At 63.7% G+C, this 16,032-nt stretch carries 14 protein-coding genes; 9 read left to right on the top strand and 5 right to left on the bottom strand.

The window, feature by feature from the left end:
• Positions 1-51: 51 nt before the first annotated feature.
• The 3 genes from gorA to ahpF all read left to right on the top strand — a co-directional run bounded on the left by gorA (position 52) and on the right by ahpF (position 3,869).
• Positions 52-1,407 carry a glutathione-disulfide reductase gene (gene gorA, locus CR917_RS15300; RefSeq protein WP_104572576.1) on the top strand — a complete coding sequence of 452 codons (1,356 nt, stop codon included), beginning with the start codon at positions 52-54 and terminating at the stop codon, positions 1,405-1,407.
• 218 nt (positions 1,408-1,625) lie between these two features.
• Entirely contained in the window at positions 1,626-2,189 is a 564-nt protein-coding gene (gene ahpC, locus CR917_RS15295) for an alkyl hydroperoxide reductase subunit C (RefSeq protein ID WP_043861743.1), read from the top strand.
• A 117-nt stretch (positions 2,190-2,306) separates the two neighbouring features.
• The gene (gene ahpF / locus CR917_RS15290; RefSeq protein ID WP_058540356.1) at positions 2,307-3,869 is read left to right on the top strand and encodes an alkyl hydroperoxide reductase subunit F; all 1,563 of its coding nucleotides are present in this window, start codon (positions 2,307-2,309) and stop codon (positions 3,867-3,869) included.
• Positions 3,870-3,953: 84 nt separating this feature from the next.
• Here the strand turns inward: ahpF and CR917_RS15285 are convergent, their stop codons facing one another.
• The 3 genes from CR917_RS15285 to CR917_RS15275 form a co-directional block, all read right to left on the bottom strand.
• Positions 3,954-4,202, bottom strand: coding sequence for a hypothetical protein (locus CR917_RS15285; protein WP_054914310.1), 249 nt, complete (start codon positions 4,200-4,202; stop codon positions 3,954-3,956).
• A gap of 103 nt (positions 4,203-4,305) precedes the next feature.
• Positions 4,306-4,827 (bottom strand): lactoylglutathione lyase, encoded by a 522-nt coding sequence (gene gloA, locus CR917_RS15280; RefSeq protein WP_043861746.1) that lies wholly within the window; start codon positions 4,825-4,827, stop codon positions 4,306-4,308.
• Between the two features lie 219 nt (positions 4,828-5,046).
• A complete protein-coding gene (locus CR917_RS15275) occupies positions 5,047-5,406 on the bottom strand; it encodes a histone-like nucleoid-structuring protein, MvaT/MvaU family (RefSeq protein ID WP_043861747.1) in 360 nt (119 codons plus the stop codon).
• A gap of 358 nt (positions 5,407-5,764) precedes the next feature.
• Here CR917_RS15275 and CR917_RS15270 point away from each other — a divergent pair, with 358 nt between their 5' ends.
• Both CR917_RS15270 and cobF read left to right on the top strand, forming a co-directional pair.
• The gene (locus CR917_RS15270) at positions 5,765-7,054 is read left to right on the top strand and encodes an OprD family porin (protein ID WP_054914311.1); all 1,290 of its coding nucleotides are present in this window, start codon (positions 5,765-5,767) and stop codon (positions 7,052-7,054) included.
• A gap of 65 nt (positions 7,055-7,119) precedes the next feature.
• On the top strand, positions 7,120-7,857 hold the full coding sequence (cobF, locus tag CR917_RS15265; RefSeq protein WP_104572575.1) for a precorrin-6A synthase (deacetylating): 738 nt from the start codon (positions 7,120-7,122) through the stop codon (positions 7,855-7,857).
• Here the strand turns inward: cobF and CR917_RS15260 are convergent.
• Together CR917_RS15260 and CR917_RS15255 are read right to left on the bottom strand one after the other, a co-directional pair.
• Positions 7,826-9,139, bottom strand: coding sequence for a glycosyltransferase (locus CR917_RS15260; protein ID WP_104572574.1), 1,314 nt, complete (start codon positions 9,137-9,139; stop codon positions 7,826-7,828). The genes cobF and CR917_RS15260 overlap by 32 nt on opposite strands.
• A gap of 118 nt (positions 9,140-9,257) precedes the next feature.
• A complete protein-coding gene (locus CR917_RS15255; RefSeq protein WP_054914313.1) occupies positions 9,258-9,617 on the bottom strand; it encodes a response regulator in 360 nt (119 codons plus the stop codon).
• A 269-nt stretch (positions 9,618-9,886) separates the two neighbouring features.
• Between CR917_RS15255 and CR917_RS15250 the strand changes: the two genes are divergently transcribed.
• From CR917_RS15250 to CR917_RS15235, 4 genes are read left to right on the top strand one after another with little or no spacing between them, the layout of a single operon-like run.
• A complete protein-coding gene (locus tag CR917_RS15250) occupies positions 9,887-13,378 on the top strand; it encodes a response regulator (RefSeq protein WP_054914314.1) in 3,492 nt (1,163 codons plus the stop codon).
• Positions 13,375-14,196: a protein-glutamate O-methyltransferase CheR gene (locus CR917_RS15245; RefSeq protein ID WP_043861753.1), complete on the top strand. Its 822-nt coding sequence runs from the start codon at positions 13,375-13,377 to the stop codon at positions 14,194-14,196. The genes CR917_RS15250 and CR917_RS15245 overlap by 4 nt, the downstream gene beginning before the upstream one ends.
• Entirely contained in the window at positions 14,193-14,768 is a 576-nt protein-coding gene (locus tag CR917_RS15240; RefSeq protein WP_043861754.1) for a chemotaxis protein CheB, read from the top strand. The genes CR917_RS15245 and CR917_RS15240 overlap by 4 nt, the downstream gene beginning before the upstream one ends.
• Positions 14,762-15,988, top strand: coding sequence for a hybrid sensor histidine kinase/response regulator (locus CR917_RS15235; RefSeq protein ID WP_043861755.1), 1,227 nt, complete (start codon positions 14,762-14,764; stop codon positions 15,986-15,988). Before CR917_RS15240 ends, CR917_RS15235 begins: the two co-directional genes overlap by 7 nt.
• Positions 15,989-16,032: the final 44 nt, after the last annotated feature.

Below are 16,032 nucleotides of genomic sequence, written 5' to 3'. Positions count from 1 at the left end.
TGTTTATGGGCCTGGCTGGCGGTATGCTGGCGGCCTGCCAAGGAGACTGATATGGCCTACGATTTTGATCTGTTCGTGATTGGCGCCGGTTCCGGCGGTGTGCGTGCAGCACGTTTTGCTGCCGGTTTCGGCGCAAAGGTGGCGGTGGTCGAAAGCCGCTACCTGGGCGGCACGTGTGTCAACGTCGGCTGCGTGCCGAAAAAACTGCTGGTGTACGGCGCGCACTTTGCCGATGACTTCGAGCAGGCGGCAGGCTACGGCTGGTCGCTGGAAGATGCACAGTTCGACTGGGCACAGCTGATCGCCAACAAGAACCGTGAAATCGAGCGGCTCAACGGCATCTACCGCAACCTGCTGGTCAACAGTGGCGTGACCCTGCTCGAAGGCCACGGCCGCCTCACCGGGCCCCATGAGGTCGAGGTGGACGGCACGCGCTACAGCGCGAAGAACATCCTGATCGCCACCGGCGGCTGGCCACAGATTCCGGACATCCCCGGGCGCGAGCTGGCCATCAGTTCCAACGAGGCGTTCTACCTCAAGACCCTGCCCAAGCGTGTGCTGGTGGTGGGGGGTGGTTACATCGCGGTGGAGTTCGCCGGAATCCTCCAGGGGCTGGGCGCCAAGACCAGCTTGCTCTACCGGGGCGACCTGTTCCTGCGCGGCTTCGATGGCGCAGTGCGCACGCACCTGAAGGAAGAGCTGGAAAAACGCGGTCTCGACCTGCAGTTCAACAGCGACATCCAGCGTATCGACCAGCAGCCCGATGGCAGCCTCAAGGCGACCCTCAAGGATGGTCGCGAGCTGATTGCCGACTGCGTGTTCTACGCCACCGGCCGGCGCCCCATGCTCGACAACCTGGGGCTTGAGAACACCGAAGTGCAACTGGACAAGCGCGGCTACGTGCAGGTCGATGACCAGTACCAGACCGACGAGCCGTCGATTCTGGCCATTGGCGATGTGATCGGCCGCGTGCAGCTCACTCCGGTGGCCCTGGCCGAAGGCATGGCCGTGGCGCGGCGCCTGTTCAAGCCGGAGCAGTATCGCCCGGTGGATTACCGGAACATCCCGACGGCGGTGTTCAGTCAGCCGCCGATCGGCACCGTGGGCCTGACCGAGGAGCAGGCGCTGGAGGCGGGGCACAAGGTGCAGATCTTCGAAAGCCGCTTCCGGCCAATGAAGCTGACCCTCACCGACGTGCAGGAGAAGACCCTGATGAAACTGGTGGTCGATGCCGACACCGACCGCGTGCTGGGCTGTCACATGGTCGGGCCGGATGCCGGCGAGATCATCCAGGGCCTGGGCATCGCGCTCAAGGCCGGGGCGACCAAGCAGCAGTTCGACGAAACCATCGGTGTGCACCCGACAGCCGCGGAGGAGTTCGTGACCCTGCGTACGCCTACGCGCTAAGCGGTGCTTCCAGCGCGGGTCAAGCCCGCTCCCACAGCGATTGCAACGGTCTTTGTGGGAGCGGGCTTGGCCCGCGATCGCATCAACATAAATCGTCTATCTGTACTGAGCTTTATAGCCAAAACCAATCACCAGCATCAGCTTTGCCAATGAGCGCTATCGGCGATGAATGGTTAGGATTCTCCCATCAAGTTTTTCAACCCTGAGGAGAGTCACCGATGCCTATCATCAACAGCCAGGTCAAACCGTTCAACGCTACTGCCTACCACAACGGCGAATTCGTCCCTGTTTCCGAAGCCGACCTGAAGGGCAAGTGGTCCGTGGTGTTCTTCTACCCGGCCGACTTCACCTTCGTCTGCCCGACCGAACTGGGCGACCTGGCCGACAACTACGCTGAATTCAAGAAGCTGGGCGTGGAAATCTACGGTGTGTCGACCGACACCCACTTCACCCACAAAGCCTGGCACGACACCTCGGAAACCATCGGCAAGATCCAGTACCCGCTGATCGGTGACCCGACCCACGTCATCTCGCGCAACTTCGACGTGCTGATCGAAGAAGCCGGCCTGGCCGACCGCGGTACCTTCGTGATCAACCCTGAAGGCCAGATCAAGATCGTCGAACTCAACGACGGCGGTGTAGGCCGTGATGCCAGCGAGCTGCTGCGCAAGGTCAAGGCTGCCCAGTACGTCGCTGCCCACCCAGGCGAAGTCTGCCCGGCCAAGTGGAAAGAAGGCGAAGCTACCCTGGCGCCATCGCTGGACCTGGTCGGCAAGATCTAAGACCGTGAACCAGCCGAGGGCGGGCCACCGCACCTGAAGTCTGTCCCGCCCCGCAAAACGCCCGGGCGACTCTGCCCGGGCGTTGTTTTTTCTACCGTTTGAAAAGGAATCGCCCGTATGTTGGACGCCACGCTTAAAACTCAGTTGAAAGCCTACCTGGAGCGGGTCACCCAGCCGATCGAGATCGTTGCCTCCCTCGACGACGGCGCGAAGTCCCGTGAAATGCACGACCTGCTGCGGGAAATCGCCAGCCTGTCGGATCTGATTACCTTGCGCGAGGACGGTGCCGACGCCCGTCGCCCGTCGTTCTCGCTCAATCGCCCGGGGGGCGATATCAGCCTGCGCTTTGCCGGCATCCCCATGGGCCACGAATTCACCTCGCTGGTGCTGGCGCTGCTGCAAGTCGGTGGCCACCCCTCCAAGGCGAGCGCCGAGCTGATCGAACAGGTCGCCGGGCTCAAGGGTGAGTTCAACTTCGAAACCTACTTCTCGCTGTCGTGCCAGAACTGCCCGGACGTGGTGCAGGCGCTGAACCTGATGGCGGTACTCAACCCCAACGTGCGCCATGTGGCCATCGACGGCGCGCTGTTCCAGGCCGAAGTCGAGGCACGCCAGGTGATGGCAGTGCCCAGCGTCTACCTCAATGGCGAAGTGTTCGGCCAGGGCCGCATGGGCCTGGAGGAGATCGTCGCCAAGCTCGACACCGGCACCAGCGAGCGCCAGGCCGAGAAACTCAACGCCAAGGACGCCTTCGACGTGCTGGTGGTCGGTGGTGGGCCGGCAGGCGCGGCAGCAGCGATCTACGCGGCCCGCAAGGGCATTCGCACCGGCGTGGCTGCCGAGCGCTTCGGCGGGCAGGTGCTGGACACCATGGCCATCGAGAACTTCATCTCCGTGCAGGAGACCGAAGGGCCGAAGCTGGCCATGGCGCTGGAAGAGCACGTCAAGCAGTACGACGTCGACATCATGAACCTGCAGCGCGCCGATGCGCTGGTGCCGGGCCAGGACGGCGCGCTGCACCAGGTGCGCATGGCCAACGGTGCCACGCTCAAGGCCAAGACCGTGATCCTGGCCACCGGCGCACGCTGGCGCGAGATGAACGTGCCGGGCGAAAAGGAGTACCGCAGCCGTGGCGTGGCCTACTGCCCGCACTGCGACGGCCCGCTGTTCAAGGGCAAGCGTGTGGCGGTGATCGGTGGTGGCAACTCCGGTGTGGAGGCGGCCATCGACCTGGCCGGTATCGTCGCCCATGTCACGCTGATCGAGTTCGACAGCCAGTTGCGTGCCGACGCGGTGCTGCAGCGCAAGCTGCACAGCCTGGCCAACGTGACCGTGATCACCAGCGCCTTGACCACCGAAGTGCTGGGCGACGGCCAGAAGGTCAACGGGTTGCGCTACAAGGACCGCAACAGCGACGTGCAGCATGACATCGCGCTGGAAGGGATCTTCGTCCAGATCGGCCTGCTGCCCAACACCGATTGGCTCAAGGGCACCCTCGAGCTGTCGCCCCGTGGCGAGATCATTGTCGATGCGCGGGGCCAGACCAGCGTGCCGGGCGTGTTTGCCGCCGGTGACGTGACCACGGTGCCCTACAAACAGATCGTGATCGCGGTGGGTGAGGGGGCCAAGGCGTCGCTGGCAGCTTTCGACCACCTGATCCGTACCAGCGCTCCGGCCTGAGGCGCATCGCCGGCCTTGCCGGCCTGTGACGGTGCAACAACGCAAAAGCCCTGACAGGTCAGCCTGTCAGGGCTTTTGCGTGGCCTATTCGAACAGCGACCGGCCCTTGTCCAGTTGCTGGTCGACCAGCGACTTGCCCAGTGCAATCGACGCGCGCTGGGCGTTTTCCAGGTCGGCCAGAAACAGCGGCGCGTGGGCACACAATCGCCGGGTGCTGTGCTTGTCTGGGGAGGTGATGCGGCATCCGACTTCGAACGGCAGGGGAATGCCGGCATGCGGGACCACGTTTGCCGTGACCGTGTAGTTGCGGTGGACACATTCAAGGGTGTGCATGAGCGCTACCTCGCTGTGGTGGCTTCAACCGGTATCAGCTCCGGTATACCACAGCCAGGTGCGCGGGGGCGGCGCGCCGACGAGCGCGCCCCCGGGGCCGCTGTCAGAACTCGGTCGGCTGGATGATCTCTACCCAGTAATCGTCCGGGTCCTTGATGAAGGCCAGGTGCTTCATGCGCCCGTCGCTCAGGCGCTTCTGGAAGTTCACGCCCAGCTGTTCGAAGCGCTCGCAGGCCGCGCGGATGTCCGGTACGGCGATGCAGATATGGCCGAAACCGCGCGGGTCGGTGTTGCCGTTGTGGTAGGCGAACGCGGGATCGTTTTCGGTGCCGTGGTTGTGGGTCAGTTCGAGGATGCCCGGGATCGACTTCATCCACTCGGTACGCTTGGCCGGGTCGGCCGGAATCTGCGCCTTGTCCACCAGCGCCAGGAAGTACAGGCTGAATTCGGCTTCCGGGAAGTCGCGTTTTTCCACGAGGCTGAAGCCCAGAACGCGGGTGTAGAAGTCCAGGGACTTGGCGACGTCCTTGACCCGCAGCATGGTGTGGTTGAACACGAAGTTGTGGGTCGCGGCATCCGGTTGCGCGGTGACGCCGGGGAGGGTGTCGAGGTTTTGCAGGCTCATGGGCACTCCGCAGATAGGGCCGGCGCTTGGCGCGCCAGCAAAACAGTCAGGGAGCAATGATACGGAACTGAAGCGATTGCGCAAACGGTTTGCGCCCCGTCGGCCAGGCCTGACGGGGCGCAAGAATTAGAAGCCCGCCGAAGCGGGCGTATGGGGCGCTAATCCTTTAGCAGTCTTCATCCTGAGCCAGTACATGTGAAAAAAGTGTGAAGTACTGTTTCACTTGCGCAACCAGCTGTCGACTGTCTGTGCGCCGTACTCCTGCTTCCATGCCTTGAGGCCGTGATGATTGCCGCCCTTGGTTTCGATCAGCTCGCCGGTATGCGGGTTTTCATAGACTTTCACCACGCGCGCACGGCGTTGTTTCGGCGCGCTGGCAGGCCGGCGCGTAGTGGCCGCCGGGTCGAGAATATTGATGATGTCGCGCAAGCCCTTGTCATAGGTTTTCATCAGGCTGACAAGTTTCTGCTCGAATTCGATTTCCCGTTTGAGGCCGGCGTCTTTTTTCAGTGCCTCCAGTTGAGCAAGCTGTTCCTGAAGGGCTTTTTCGGCAGCACGAAACTCTGCAAGTCTGGACACTGTCATCTCTCCTGTTGGTCGGTAAGGGCCGTGCGCGGCGCAACCGCTTGAGGCCGCTATTGATGCCGCGTCACCGGGTAGAAAACAAACAACACAGTAAAAAGAGTGTAGTCAATCGCCCTGCGATAAACATCAAACTTTTACGACAACACACTACGGAACTTTCTTATTGCACAGTGCTCGCCACACTAAAGAATTAATTACCGCATCGGCATCTGTTCTAGACCATGGTCCAATGGCCCGTGCCAGAGCGCTTTGGAGACAATAAGCGGTCGCTGCCTAGTTGTGTGCAGCGGCCCTTGCCCAGCCCCGTCGGGGCTGATGGATACCTTGCCCTTCGTTCTGGATACTGCTTTTCATGCGTGCCCCAACTCCCTTCATTGCCCAACGCCCGGTGGTCGGCGCGTTGTTGTCCTTCGTTACTGTTTCGGCCCAGGCCAGTGGTTTCCTGCAAGACAGCAGTGTCAACATCGAGGCGCGCAATGTGTATTTCAATCGCGACTTTCGTGACGGTCACACCGCCTCCTCCCAGGGCGCGTCGAAACGTGAAGAGTGGGCGCAGGGTTTCATACTCAACGCGCAGTCCGGGTATACCCAGGGCACCGTGGGCTTTGGTATCGATGCGCTGGGCATGCTGGGTTTCAAACTCGATTCCAGCCCGGCCGACAGCAACAGCGGGCTGCTGCCTTCCAGCGGCCACAACCCGCGCCATTCGGCCGATCAGTACGCAAAACTGGGTGTGGCCGGCAAGGTGCGTTACTCGCAGACCGTATTGAAATACGGTGCCATGCTGCCGGACATGCCGCTGCTCAAGTACAACGACGGGCGCCTGTTGCCCACCATGTTCCATGGCGCGATGCTGACGTCCAGAGAGGTCGACAACCTCACCTTCAGCGCCGCGCGGCTCGACAAGTACACCGCCCGCGATTCGACCGACCAGCAAGACATCCGCGTGCACTGCAAGAACAAGCGCTATGCCTGCGACACCCGCGCCGACCACTTCGACACGGCCGGGCTGGAGTACCGCTTCAACGAGCGCCTGAGCGCGCAGTACCAGGTGGCCAAGCTCGAAAACATCTATCGCCAGCATTTCCTCGGGCTGGTGGCCAGCCAGCCCTTGAGCGTGGGCCGCCTCTCGGCCGACCTGCGCCTGATCAAGAGCGACGACATCGGTCGTGCCCGTGCCGGCGACATCGACCACCGTGCCTTCAGCGCCATGCTTGGCTACAGCCTGGGCGGGCACAAGCTCAGCGCCGGCTGGCAGCGCATGTACGGCGAGAACGCCATGCCGTACCTCGATGGCAGCAACCCCTACCTGGTCAACTACGCCCAGGTCAACGACTTCGCTGCGGCCCAGGAGCGGTCCTGGCAGGTGCGCTACGACTACGACTTCAAGGCAGTAGGGCTCGAAGGCCTGAGCTTCCTGACCCGCTACATCAGCGGCGATCACGTCAAGGTGCCGGGCAGCCCGGCACAGGGCAAGGAATGGGAGCGCGACAGCGAACTCAAGTACCAGGTGCAGAGCGGCACCTTCAAGGACGTCAGCGTGCGCCTGCGCAACTCCACCTACCGCAGCAACTACGAAAAATTCGCCCGCGACATGGATGAGACCCGGGTGATCGTCAGCTACAACTTCTCCGTACTGTAGGCGCAGGCTTTGCCAAGTGGCGCGGGCCGGCCGACAATGGCCGCGCGCCCCTGGGAGAGCTTGCGATGAAACACCTGCTGCTGATTGGAATAGGCCCGGGCAACCCCCGGCAGATCACCCTCGAAGCCATCGACAGCCTGAACCGCGCCGACGTGTTCTTCGTGCTGGACAAGGGCGCCGCCAAGGACGACCTGCTGCGCCTGCGCAAGGAGCTGCTGGAGCGCCACGTCACCCGGCCCTATCGCCTGGTGCAGGTCGAAGACCCGCAACGCGACGCGGCGGCTGCAGACTACGTCGGTGCCGTGGAGGACTGGCACCGCCAGCGCGCTGCGCTGTATGGGCGCCTGCTGCACGACGAGCTTGCCGAGGGGCAATGCGGCGCGTTCCTGCTGTGGGGCGAGCCGACGCTTTACGACAGCACCCTGCGCATTCTGGAGCGGGTGGCGCAGCCGGCGTTCAGCCTTGAAGTCATCCCCGGCATCAGCAGCGTCCAGGCCCTGGCGGCCGCTCACCGCATTGCACTGAACCGTATTGGCGAGCCGCTGCATATCCTGCCGGGCCGACGCCTGGCTGATGAGTCAGGCATCGACAACGTGGTGGTGATGCTGGACGGGCAATGCGCCTTTGTCGAACTGGACGATCCGCACCTGCACATCTATTGGGGCGCCTATCTGGGCACTGCCGACGAGCTGCTGATCGAGGGGCCGCTGATGCAGGTCAAGGCGCAGATCCTGGCTCAGCGCGAGCAGGCCCGCGCGCGCAAGGGCTGGATCATGGACACGTATCTGCTGCGCCGCCGCTAGGCCGGTTCTTGGCCTCGATCCACTGGGCCATGTACTGGGTGCTCTTGTGGTGATGGTGGCGCAGCATGGCCCCGGTGAAGTTGTACAGGCGCTGTTCATCCAGGTGCGCCAGCGTGTGTTCGATGCGCTGCACCAGGGCCTGGTCGTGCCAGCGCCTGTCGTAGCGGGCGCTCAGCAGCTGGCGCCCGTCGCGCTGGGCCTGCTCCCAGCGCGGTTGCTCGCTGTAGAGCCGCGCCGCGGCATCGGCCAACCCTTCGGCGGTGTCGGCCACCAGGCCTGGCCAGGGCAGGTCGCCGTGCATGGCCTCGGCGCCAATCGGGGTGGTCACGCTGGGCGTGCCGCACAGCATCGCATCGGTCAGCTTGCCCTTGATGCCGGCGCCAAAGCGCAGCGGAGCCAGGCACACCCGTGCGCCGCTCATCACCTGCAGGGCGTCCTCAGCCCAGTTCATCACGTGAAACCCTTCGGCAGCATTGTGCAGCGCGGTGGCCTTGGGCGGCGTGTAGGCACCATAGATGTGCAACTGAGCCTTGGGCAGGCGACGGCGGATCATCGGCCACAGGCTGTGCTTCATCCACAGCACCGCATCCCAGTTCGGCGCGTGGCGGAAGTTGCCGATGCTGAGAAAGTGCTCGCGTTCCGCGAACGGCCTGAAGGCTTCGGTGGGCGGCGCCAGCATCAGCGGGCACCAGTGCAGCAACGCCTCGGGCACGCCGAAGCCATTGACCAGCAGGTCTATCTCGACATCCGAGATCATCAGGCTCAGGTCGCTGCGGTAGATCGCCGCCAGTTCACGCTGGGCCAGGTCGGCACCGGCCATCTGGCGATACAGGTCGGGGCCCGAGGTGTTGAACAGCGCGCGAAAGTCGTTGCTGTCCAGGCCCTCGGCCAGGCGCCGGCGCAGCAACTGATGACGGGCATCGCGCAGGCTCTGCAGGTCGGAGGTCTCGAGCACGCGCAGGGCCGCCGGGCAATGCTTCTCGACGCGCCAGCCGAACTGCTCCTCCATCATGAAGCGATCGAACAGCACCACGTCGGGGGCAAGGTCGGCGATGAAACGGTCGAAACTGGCGTTGTTCAGCTCGATGGCCTGCTCGGCGATGCCCAGGCTCGCGAGGTCGGCCTTGTGTTCGCCGATGGCTGCGGGGCTGCTGAAGGTGATGCGCCAGCCGCGCTCCAGAAAACACTCCAGCAGCTGCATCATGTGCCCGCCGGCGGCCGAAGAGCGGGGTTCGGGCCAGACATAGCCGATGACCAGGACGTGGAGGGCGGTTGGGTGCATGGGGAGGGCGGGCCTTTGGGCAAAAAAGGCGTATTAAACCAGAATCCGGGCCACCCGTTTCGGCCTCTTCGGCGGCAGGCCGGCTCCCGCAGGTACAGCGGTGCGGGAGCTGGCGCGCCTAGAGGGCCAGAATCGAGGTCACCTTGTCGCGCAGCTGGTCGATGCTGAACGGCTTGCCGATCATGTGCATGCCCTCGGGCACATCGAAGCTGTCGGCATAGCCACTGGCGAACAGGATGGGTAACAGCGGCCGCAGTTCGCGGGCCTTGCCCGCCAGTTGCTTGCCGTCCATGTCGGGCAAGCCGACATCGGTCATCATCAGGGCAAGGGGTTTGTCCGGGTTGCCCAGCACTTGCAGCGCTTGTTCGGCATCTTTGGCCTCCACCACCTGGTAACCCAGTTCATCGAGCACATCCACCATCAGCATGCGCACGATGGCGTCGTCTTCGACGACCAGAAGAGGGTGATTATCGGGCATGGCAGGATCCTGTGAAAATGGGTGACACACTATCTGTAAACAGCACGCGGTGCTTAGTTCCCTGGATCGTCAAACGTACCAGCCAGTGAGCATAGCGGGCTCTGGCCAAACAGGGAACGTTTGGCGCAGCACTGGCTCAAATACGGGCTCGATGCCCGGCCAACACGGGCACGGCGCCACGCTGCGGGCATTGAACTGGCGGAAAACTGGAACAATTGCTCGAAAATCCGTCACACTCTTTCGTTCGTCTACTTGCTCGGGCCTTTCCAATGAGTCAACCAGCCTCGACCGATCAGCAGAGCTTTCGCAAGCTGCTGAGCCGCAACATCGGCCTGCCCCTGGGGGTCGGTCTGATCAGTGCGGTGGTTTTCGTCGCCGTGATTGCCTACCTGCTGTCGGTCATCCAGTGGGTCGCCCACACCGACCGGGTGATCAACAACGCCAACGAGGCGGTCAAGCTGTCCATCGACATGGAAACCGGCATGCGCGGGTTCCTGCTCACCGGCGACGAGCAGTTCCTCGACCCCTATGAAGTGGCCAAGCCACGCATACAGGCCGAACTCGAGACGCTCAAGGAACTGGTGGCCGACAACCCGCAGCAGGTCGACCGCCTGAGCCGCCTGCAAGCCCTGCAGGCCGCCTGGAACAACTTCGGCAAGGACATGATCGCCCTGCGCCGCGCCAATGACGACTACCGCACGCCCATCAAGCTCGGTCAGGGCAAGCGCCTGACCGACGAGATCCGCAAGGAGTTCGACGATTTCGTCGCGATGGAGCAACAGCTGCGTCTTGCCCGCAACGATCAGGTCAGCAACACCACGAAGTGGTCCATTTCCCTTTACCTGGCCTTCGTGGTGCTGCTCAGCGCATTGCTGGCCTACATCGGCCGCCGCGACCTGCTCAACCTGTCCAGCAACTACGCGGCCAACCTGGAGGCCCAGCAGCGCGCTGCCGAGCGCCTCGAACAGCAGGCCTGGCAGCGCGCCGGGCAATCGCGTCTGGCCGAGCAGGTGCTGGGGCAACTGACCCTGCCGATGCTGGGCAACAACATCCTGCAGTTCTTCGCCCATTACCTGGGCAGCGTTGTGGCGGCCGTGTACGTGCGCGACGAGCATGGCAGCCTGCGCCGCGTGGCCAGCTACGGCTTCTCCCGCGAGCAGCAGGGGCAGGAGCAGGTCGTCGGCGCCCAGGAGGGCATCCTTGCCCAGGCCGTGGCGCAGCGTCGCCTGATGCGCCTGGACGAGGTGCCGCAGGACTACTTCAAGGTCAGCTCCGGGCTGGGCGAGGGGTGCCCGCGCAACGTGCTGGTGATTCCGGCGATCAACGACGGCCAGGTCAATGGTGTGGTCGAGCTGGGCTTTCTGCGCGCAGTGGAGGACCGCGACATCGAGTTTCTCGAGCGGTTGGCCGACAACCTGGGCACCTCCATCGAGAGTGCGCGCTATCGCCAGCGCCTGCAGGAAGTGCTGGCCGAAACCCAGCAGCTCAACGAAGAGCTGCAGGTGCAGCAGGAAGAGCTCAAGACTGCCAACGAAGAGCTCGAGGAACAGTCCCGGGTGCTCAAGGAGTCCCAGGCCCATCTGGAGACGCAGCAGGCCGAGCTGGAGCAGACCAACGAGCAACTGGCCGAGCGTACCGACGCGCTGGCCGAGCAGCGCGATGCGCTGGACCGCAAGAACGGCGAGCTGAACCGGGTGCAGGTCGAGCTGCAGGAGCGTGCAGAGGAACTGCAGCGCTCGAGCAAGTACAAGTCCGAATTCCTCGCCAACATGTCCCACGAGCTGCGCACCCCGCTCAACAGCTCGCTGATCCTGGCCAAGCTGCTGGCCGAGAACCCGCAGGACAACCTCAGCGCCGAGCAGGTCAAGTTCGCCGAGTCGATCTATTCGGCCGGCAACGACCTGCTCAACCTGATCAACGACATTCTCGACATCGCCAAGGTCGAGGCCGGCAAGCTCGATGTACGCGCCGAAACCACCCACATCAGCCGCATGGCCGAAGGCCTGCGCAGCCTGTTCGAGCCGCTGGCGCAGCAGAAGCAGCTGGCCTTCAGCGTCACCGTAGAGCCGCAGGTGCCGGCCACCCTGTTCACCGATCGACAGCGCCTGGAGCAGATCCTCAAGAACCTGCTGTCCAACGCGCTGAAGTTCACCGAGCGCGGCCAGGTGGCGCTGACCATCGGCTACCAGGCCGGCACCGGCATCGTGTTCTCGGTGCGCGACAGTGGCATCGGCATTGCCGACGACCAGCAGCAGAGCATCTTCGAAGCCTTCCACCAGGCCGACGGCACCACCAACCGGCGCTACGGCGGCACGGGCCTGGGGCTGTCGATTTCCCGTGACCTGGCGCAGTTGCTGGGCGGCCAGATCCGTGTCGAAAGCCAACTGGGCCAGGGCAGCGTGTTCAGCCTGATACTGCCCGAGTCGTACGAGCCGAGCGTCGAGGCGCAGCCGCTGGCACTGGTGGCCCGCGCCGCCGCGCCGTTGCCCGTGGCGGCCCCCGTCGTGCTGCCGGCCGCCGAAGCCCCGCGCCCGGCGGCCAGCTTCGCCGACGACCGTCACCTGGCACCGTTCAGCAACCGCTGCATCCTGGTGATCGAGGACGAGCCCAACTTTGCCCGCATCCTCTTCGACCTGGCCCACGAACTGGGCTACAGCTGCCTGGTGGCCCAGGCCGCCGACGAAGGCTTCGAACTGGCGGCCAGCTACATCCCCGACGCCATCCTGCTGGACATGCGCCTGCCCGACCATTCCGGCCTAACCGTGCTGCAGCGGCTCAAGGAGCAGGCGTCCACCCGGCACATACCGGTGCACATCATCTCGGTCGAGGACCGTGTCGAGGCGGCCATGCACATGGGCGCGATCGGCTATGCGGTCAAGCCCACCAGCCGCGAGGAGCTCAAGGCCGTGTTCGGCCGCCTGGAAGCCAAGCTGACCCAGAAGCTCAAGCACATCCTGCTGGTGGAAGACGATGACCTGCAGCGCGAAAGCATCGCCCGCCTGATCGGCGACGAAGACATCAAGATCACCGCGGTGGGCATGGCCCAGGAAGCCCTGGAGCTGCTGCGCGAGAACATCTACGACTGCATGATCATCGACCTCAAGCTGCCCGACATGCTCGGCAACGAGCTGCTCAAGCGCATGACCGCCGACGATATCCGCTCGTTCCCGCCGGTGATCGTCTACACCGGGCGCAACCTGACCCGCGACGAAGAGGCCGACCTGCTCAAGTACTCGCGCTCGATCATCATCAAGGGCGCGCGTTCACCCGAGCGGTTGCTGGATGAAGTCACGCTGTTTCTGCACAAAGTCGAGTCGACGCTGTCCCATGAACGTCAGCGCATGCTCAAGACCGCGCGCAGCCGCGACAAGGTGTTCGAGGGGCGCAAGATCCTGCTGGTGGACGACGACGTGCGCAACATCTTCGCCCTCACCAGTGCGCTGGAGCACAAGGGCGCGATCGTGGAGATCGGTCGCAATGGCCGCGAGGCCATCGAAAAACTCGAGCAGGTCAGCGATATCGACCTGGTGCTGATGGACGTGATGATGCCGGAGATGGACGGCTATGAAGCCACCCGGCGCATTCGCAAGGACCCGCGCTGGCGCAAGCTGCCGATCATCGCCGTCACCGCCAAGGCCATGAAGGATGACCAGGAGCGCTGCCTGCAGGCCGGCGCCAACGACTACCTGGCCAAGCCGATAGAGCTGGACCGGCTGTTCTCCCTGATTCGGGTATGGCTGCCGCAACTGGAGCGAATTTGAGTATCGAACGTAACACCGACATTGAAATCCGGCTGCTGATCGAGGCGATCTACCTCAAGTACAGCTACGACTTTCGCGACTATTCCGGCGCTTCGATCAAGCGCCGGGTGCTGCATGCCGTGCGCCAGTTCGAATGTGCCACGGTGTCGGCCCTGCAGGAACGGGTGCTGCACGACCCGAGTGTGTTCATGCAGTTGCTGCAGTACCTCACCATCCCGGTGAGCGAGATGTTTCGCGACCCCGGTCACTTCCTCGCGCTGCGCGAGGAGGTGGTGCCGCACCTCAAGACCTGGCCCTCGATCAAGATCTGGATTGCCGGCTGCAGCACGGGCGAGGAGGTCTACTCCATGGCCATCCTGCTGCGCGAAGAAGGGTTGCTCGAACGCACCATCATCTACGCCACCGACATCAACCCCAGCTCGCTGGAAAAGGCCAAGCAGGGCATCTACTCGATGCAGAACATGCGCGAGTACACCGAGAACTACCAGAAGGCCGGCGGGCGCCGGGCCTTCAGCGACTACTACACTGCCGCCTATGGCAACGCGATCATCGACAGCAGCCTGCGCGAAAACGTGACCTTCGCCGACCACAGCCTGGCCACCGACAGCGTGTTCTCCGAAACCCAGCTGATCTCGTGCCGCAACGTGCTCATCTACTTCAACAAGACCCTGCAGGACCGGGCCTTCGGCCTGTTTCACGACTCGCTGTGCCACCGTGGCTTTCTGGTGCTGGGCAGCAAGGAAACCCTGGATTTTTCCGCTTACGCCAACCGCTTCGACGCGCTGGTCAAGCCAGAACGGATCTACCGAAAGTCATGAAAGGCACCGATGCGATCGTGGTGGGGGCTTCAGCCGGGGGCGTGTCGGCGCTGCTCACGGTGTTTGCCGCCTTGCCCGCCGACTACGCCATTGCGCTGCTGTGCGTGCTGCACCTGCCCGACGACCGCCACAGCCAGCTGGCCGAAGTCTTCAGCCGCCGCTTGCAGCGCCCCGTGCAGGAGGCCCGCGACAAGGAAAGCGTGGTGCCGGGCATGATCTACGTGGCCGGCCCCGGCTATCACCTGTCGGTGGAGCGTGACCGCAGCCTGTCCCTGAGCCAGGAGGACCGCGTGCACTTTTCCCGCCCTTCGATCGACATCCTCTTCGAGTCGGCCGCCGATGCCTATGGCGACGGCCTGGTCGGCGTGTTGCTGACCGGCGCCAACGAAGACGGTGCGCGCGGGCTGGCGCGCATCAAGGAGCACGGCGGTACTACCCTGATTCAAGACCCGCATGAGGCGCAAGTCGCGGTCATGCCCGAGGCGGCGCTGGCGCTGCACCGGCCCGACCACATACTCCCATTGAATGGCATCGGGCAATTGCTCGCCAAGCTGGAACCACGTGCATGCTAAGCCATATCCAAGCAAACCTGCTGATCGTCGACGACCTGCCGGAAAACCTGCTGGCGCTCGAGGCGCTGATCAAGGGGCCGGACCGCAACGTGTACCAGGCGCAATCGGCCGACCATGCGTTGTCGCTGTTGCTCGAGCACGAGTTCGCGCTGGCCATCCTCGACGTCCAGATGCCCGGAATGAACGGTTTCGAACTGGCCGAGATGATGCGCGGTACGGAAAAGACCAAGAACATTCCCATCGTGTTCGTTAGCGCTGCGGCACGCGAGATGAACTACGCCTTCAAGGGCTACGAGAGCGGCGCGGTGGACTTCCTGCACAAGCCGCTGGACACCCAGGCGGTGAAGAGCAAGGTGGCGGTGTTCATCGACCTGTACCGCCAGCGCAAGGCCCTCGGCCAGCAGCTGGAGGCCCTGGAGCGCAGCCGCCAGGAGCAGGAGCTGCTGCTGGCGCAGCTGCAGGTCACGCGCAGCGAGCTGGAGCACGCGGTACGCATGCGCGACGACTTCATGTCGATCGTCTCCCACGAGGTGCGCACACCGCTCAACGGTCTGATACTGGAGACCCAGCTGCGCAAGCTGCACCTGGCGCGCAACAACGCCGATGCCTTCACCCTGGACAAGATGCACGCCATGGTCGAGCGTGACGAGCGCCAGATCAACAGCCTGATCCGGCTGATCGAAGACATGCTCGACGTGTCGCGCATCCGTACCGGCAAGCTGTCGATCCGGCCCGCATCGTTCGACCTGTGCCAGCTGGTCAGCGGCCTGGTCGAGAACTTTGCCGCCCAGGCGGCTGCGGTCGACTCGAGCATCAGCCTGCAGGCCGGCGCCGAACTGGTCGGCTACTGGGACGAGTTTCGTATCGAGCAGGTGATCGCCAACCTGCTCACCAACGCCCTGCGCTATGGCGCCAAGTCGCCGGTGCAGGTGCGCGTGTTCGAGGAGCAGGGCATGGCCTGCGTGCAGGTGCGCGACCATGGCATCGGCATCAGTGCCGAGAACCAGCAGCGCATCTTCCAGCAGTTCGAGCGGGTATGCTCCAACCAGAGCAGTGCCGGCCTGGGGCTGGGCCTGTATATTTCCGAACAGATCGTGCTGGCCCATGGCGGCAGCATCACGGTCAGCAGTACCGAGGGCCAGGGCGCGACATTCAGCGTGCGCCTGCCACTGGTACGCAGCCCGCAAGAAAGTGGCGCGCAGCAGGCAACCTCTGCGTGAGGCCGGGGTCGTATAGCGATCCCCCATGAATCAAATACGAGTTG

Source organism: Pseudomonas sp. BRM28, assembly GCF_002939405.1.
GTDB lineage: Bacteria > Pseudomonadota > Gammaproteobacteria > Pseudomonadales > Pseudomonadaceae > Aquipseudomonas > Aquipseudomonas palmensis.
The sequence above is the reverse complement of the archived record's forward strand: the minus strand, read 5'-3'. Positions and strand labels throughout refer to the sequence as shown.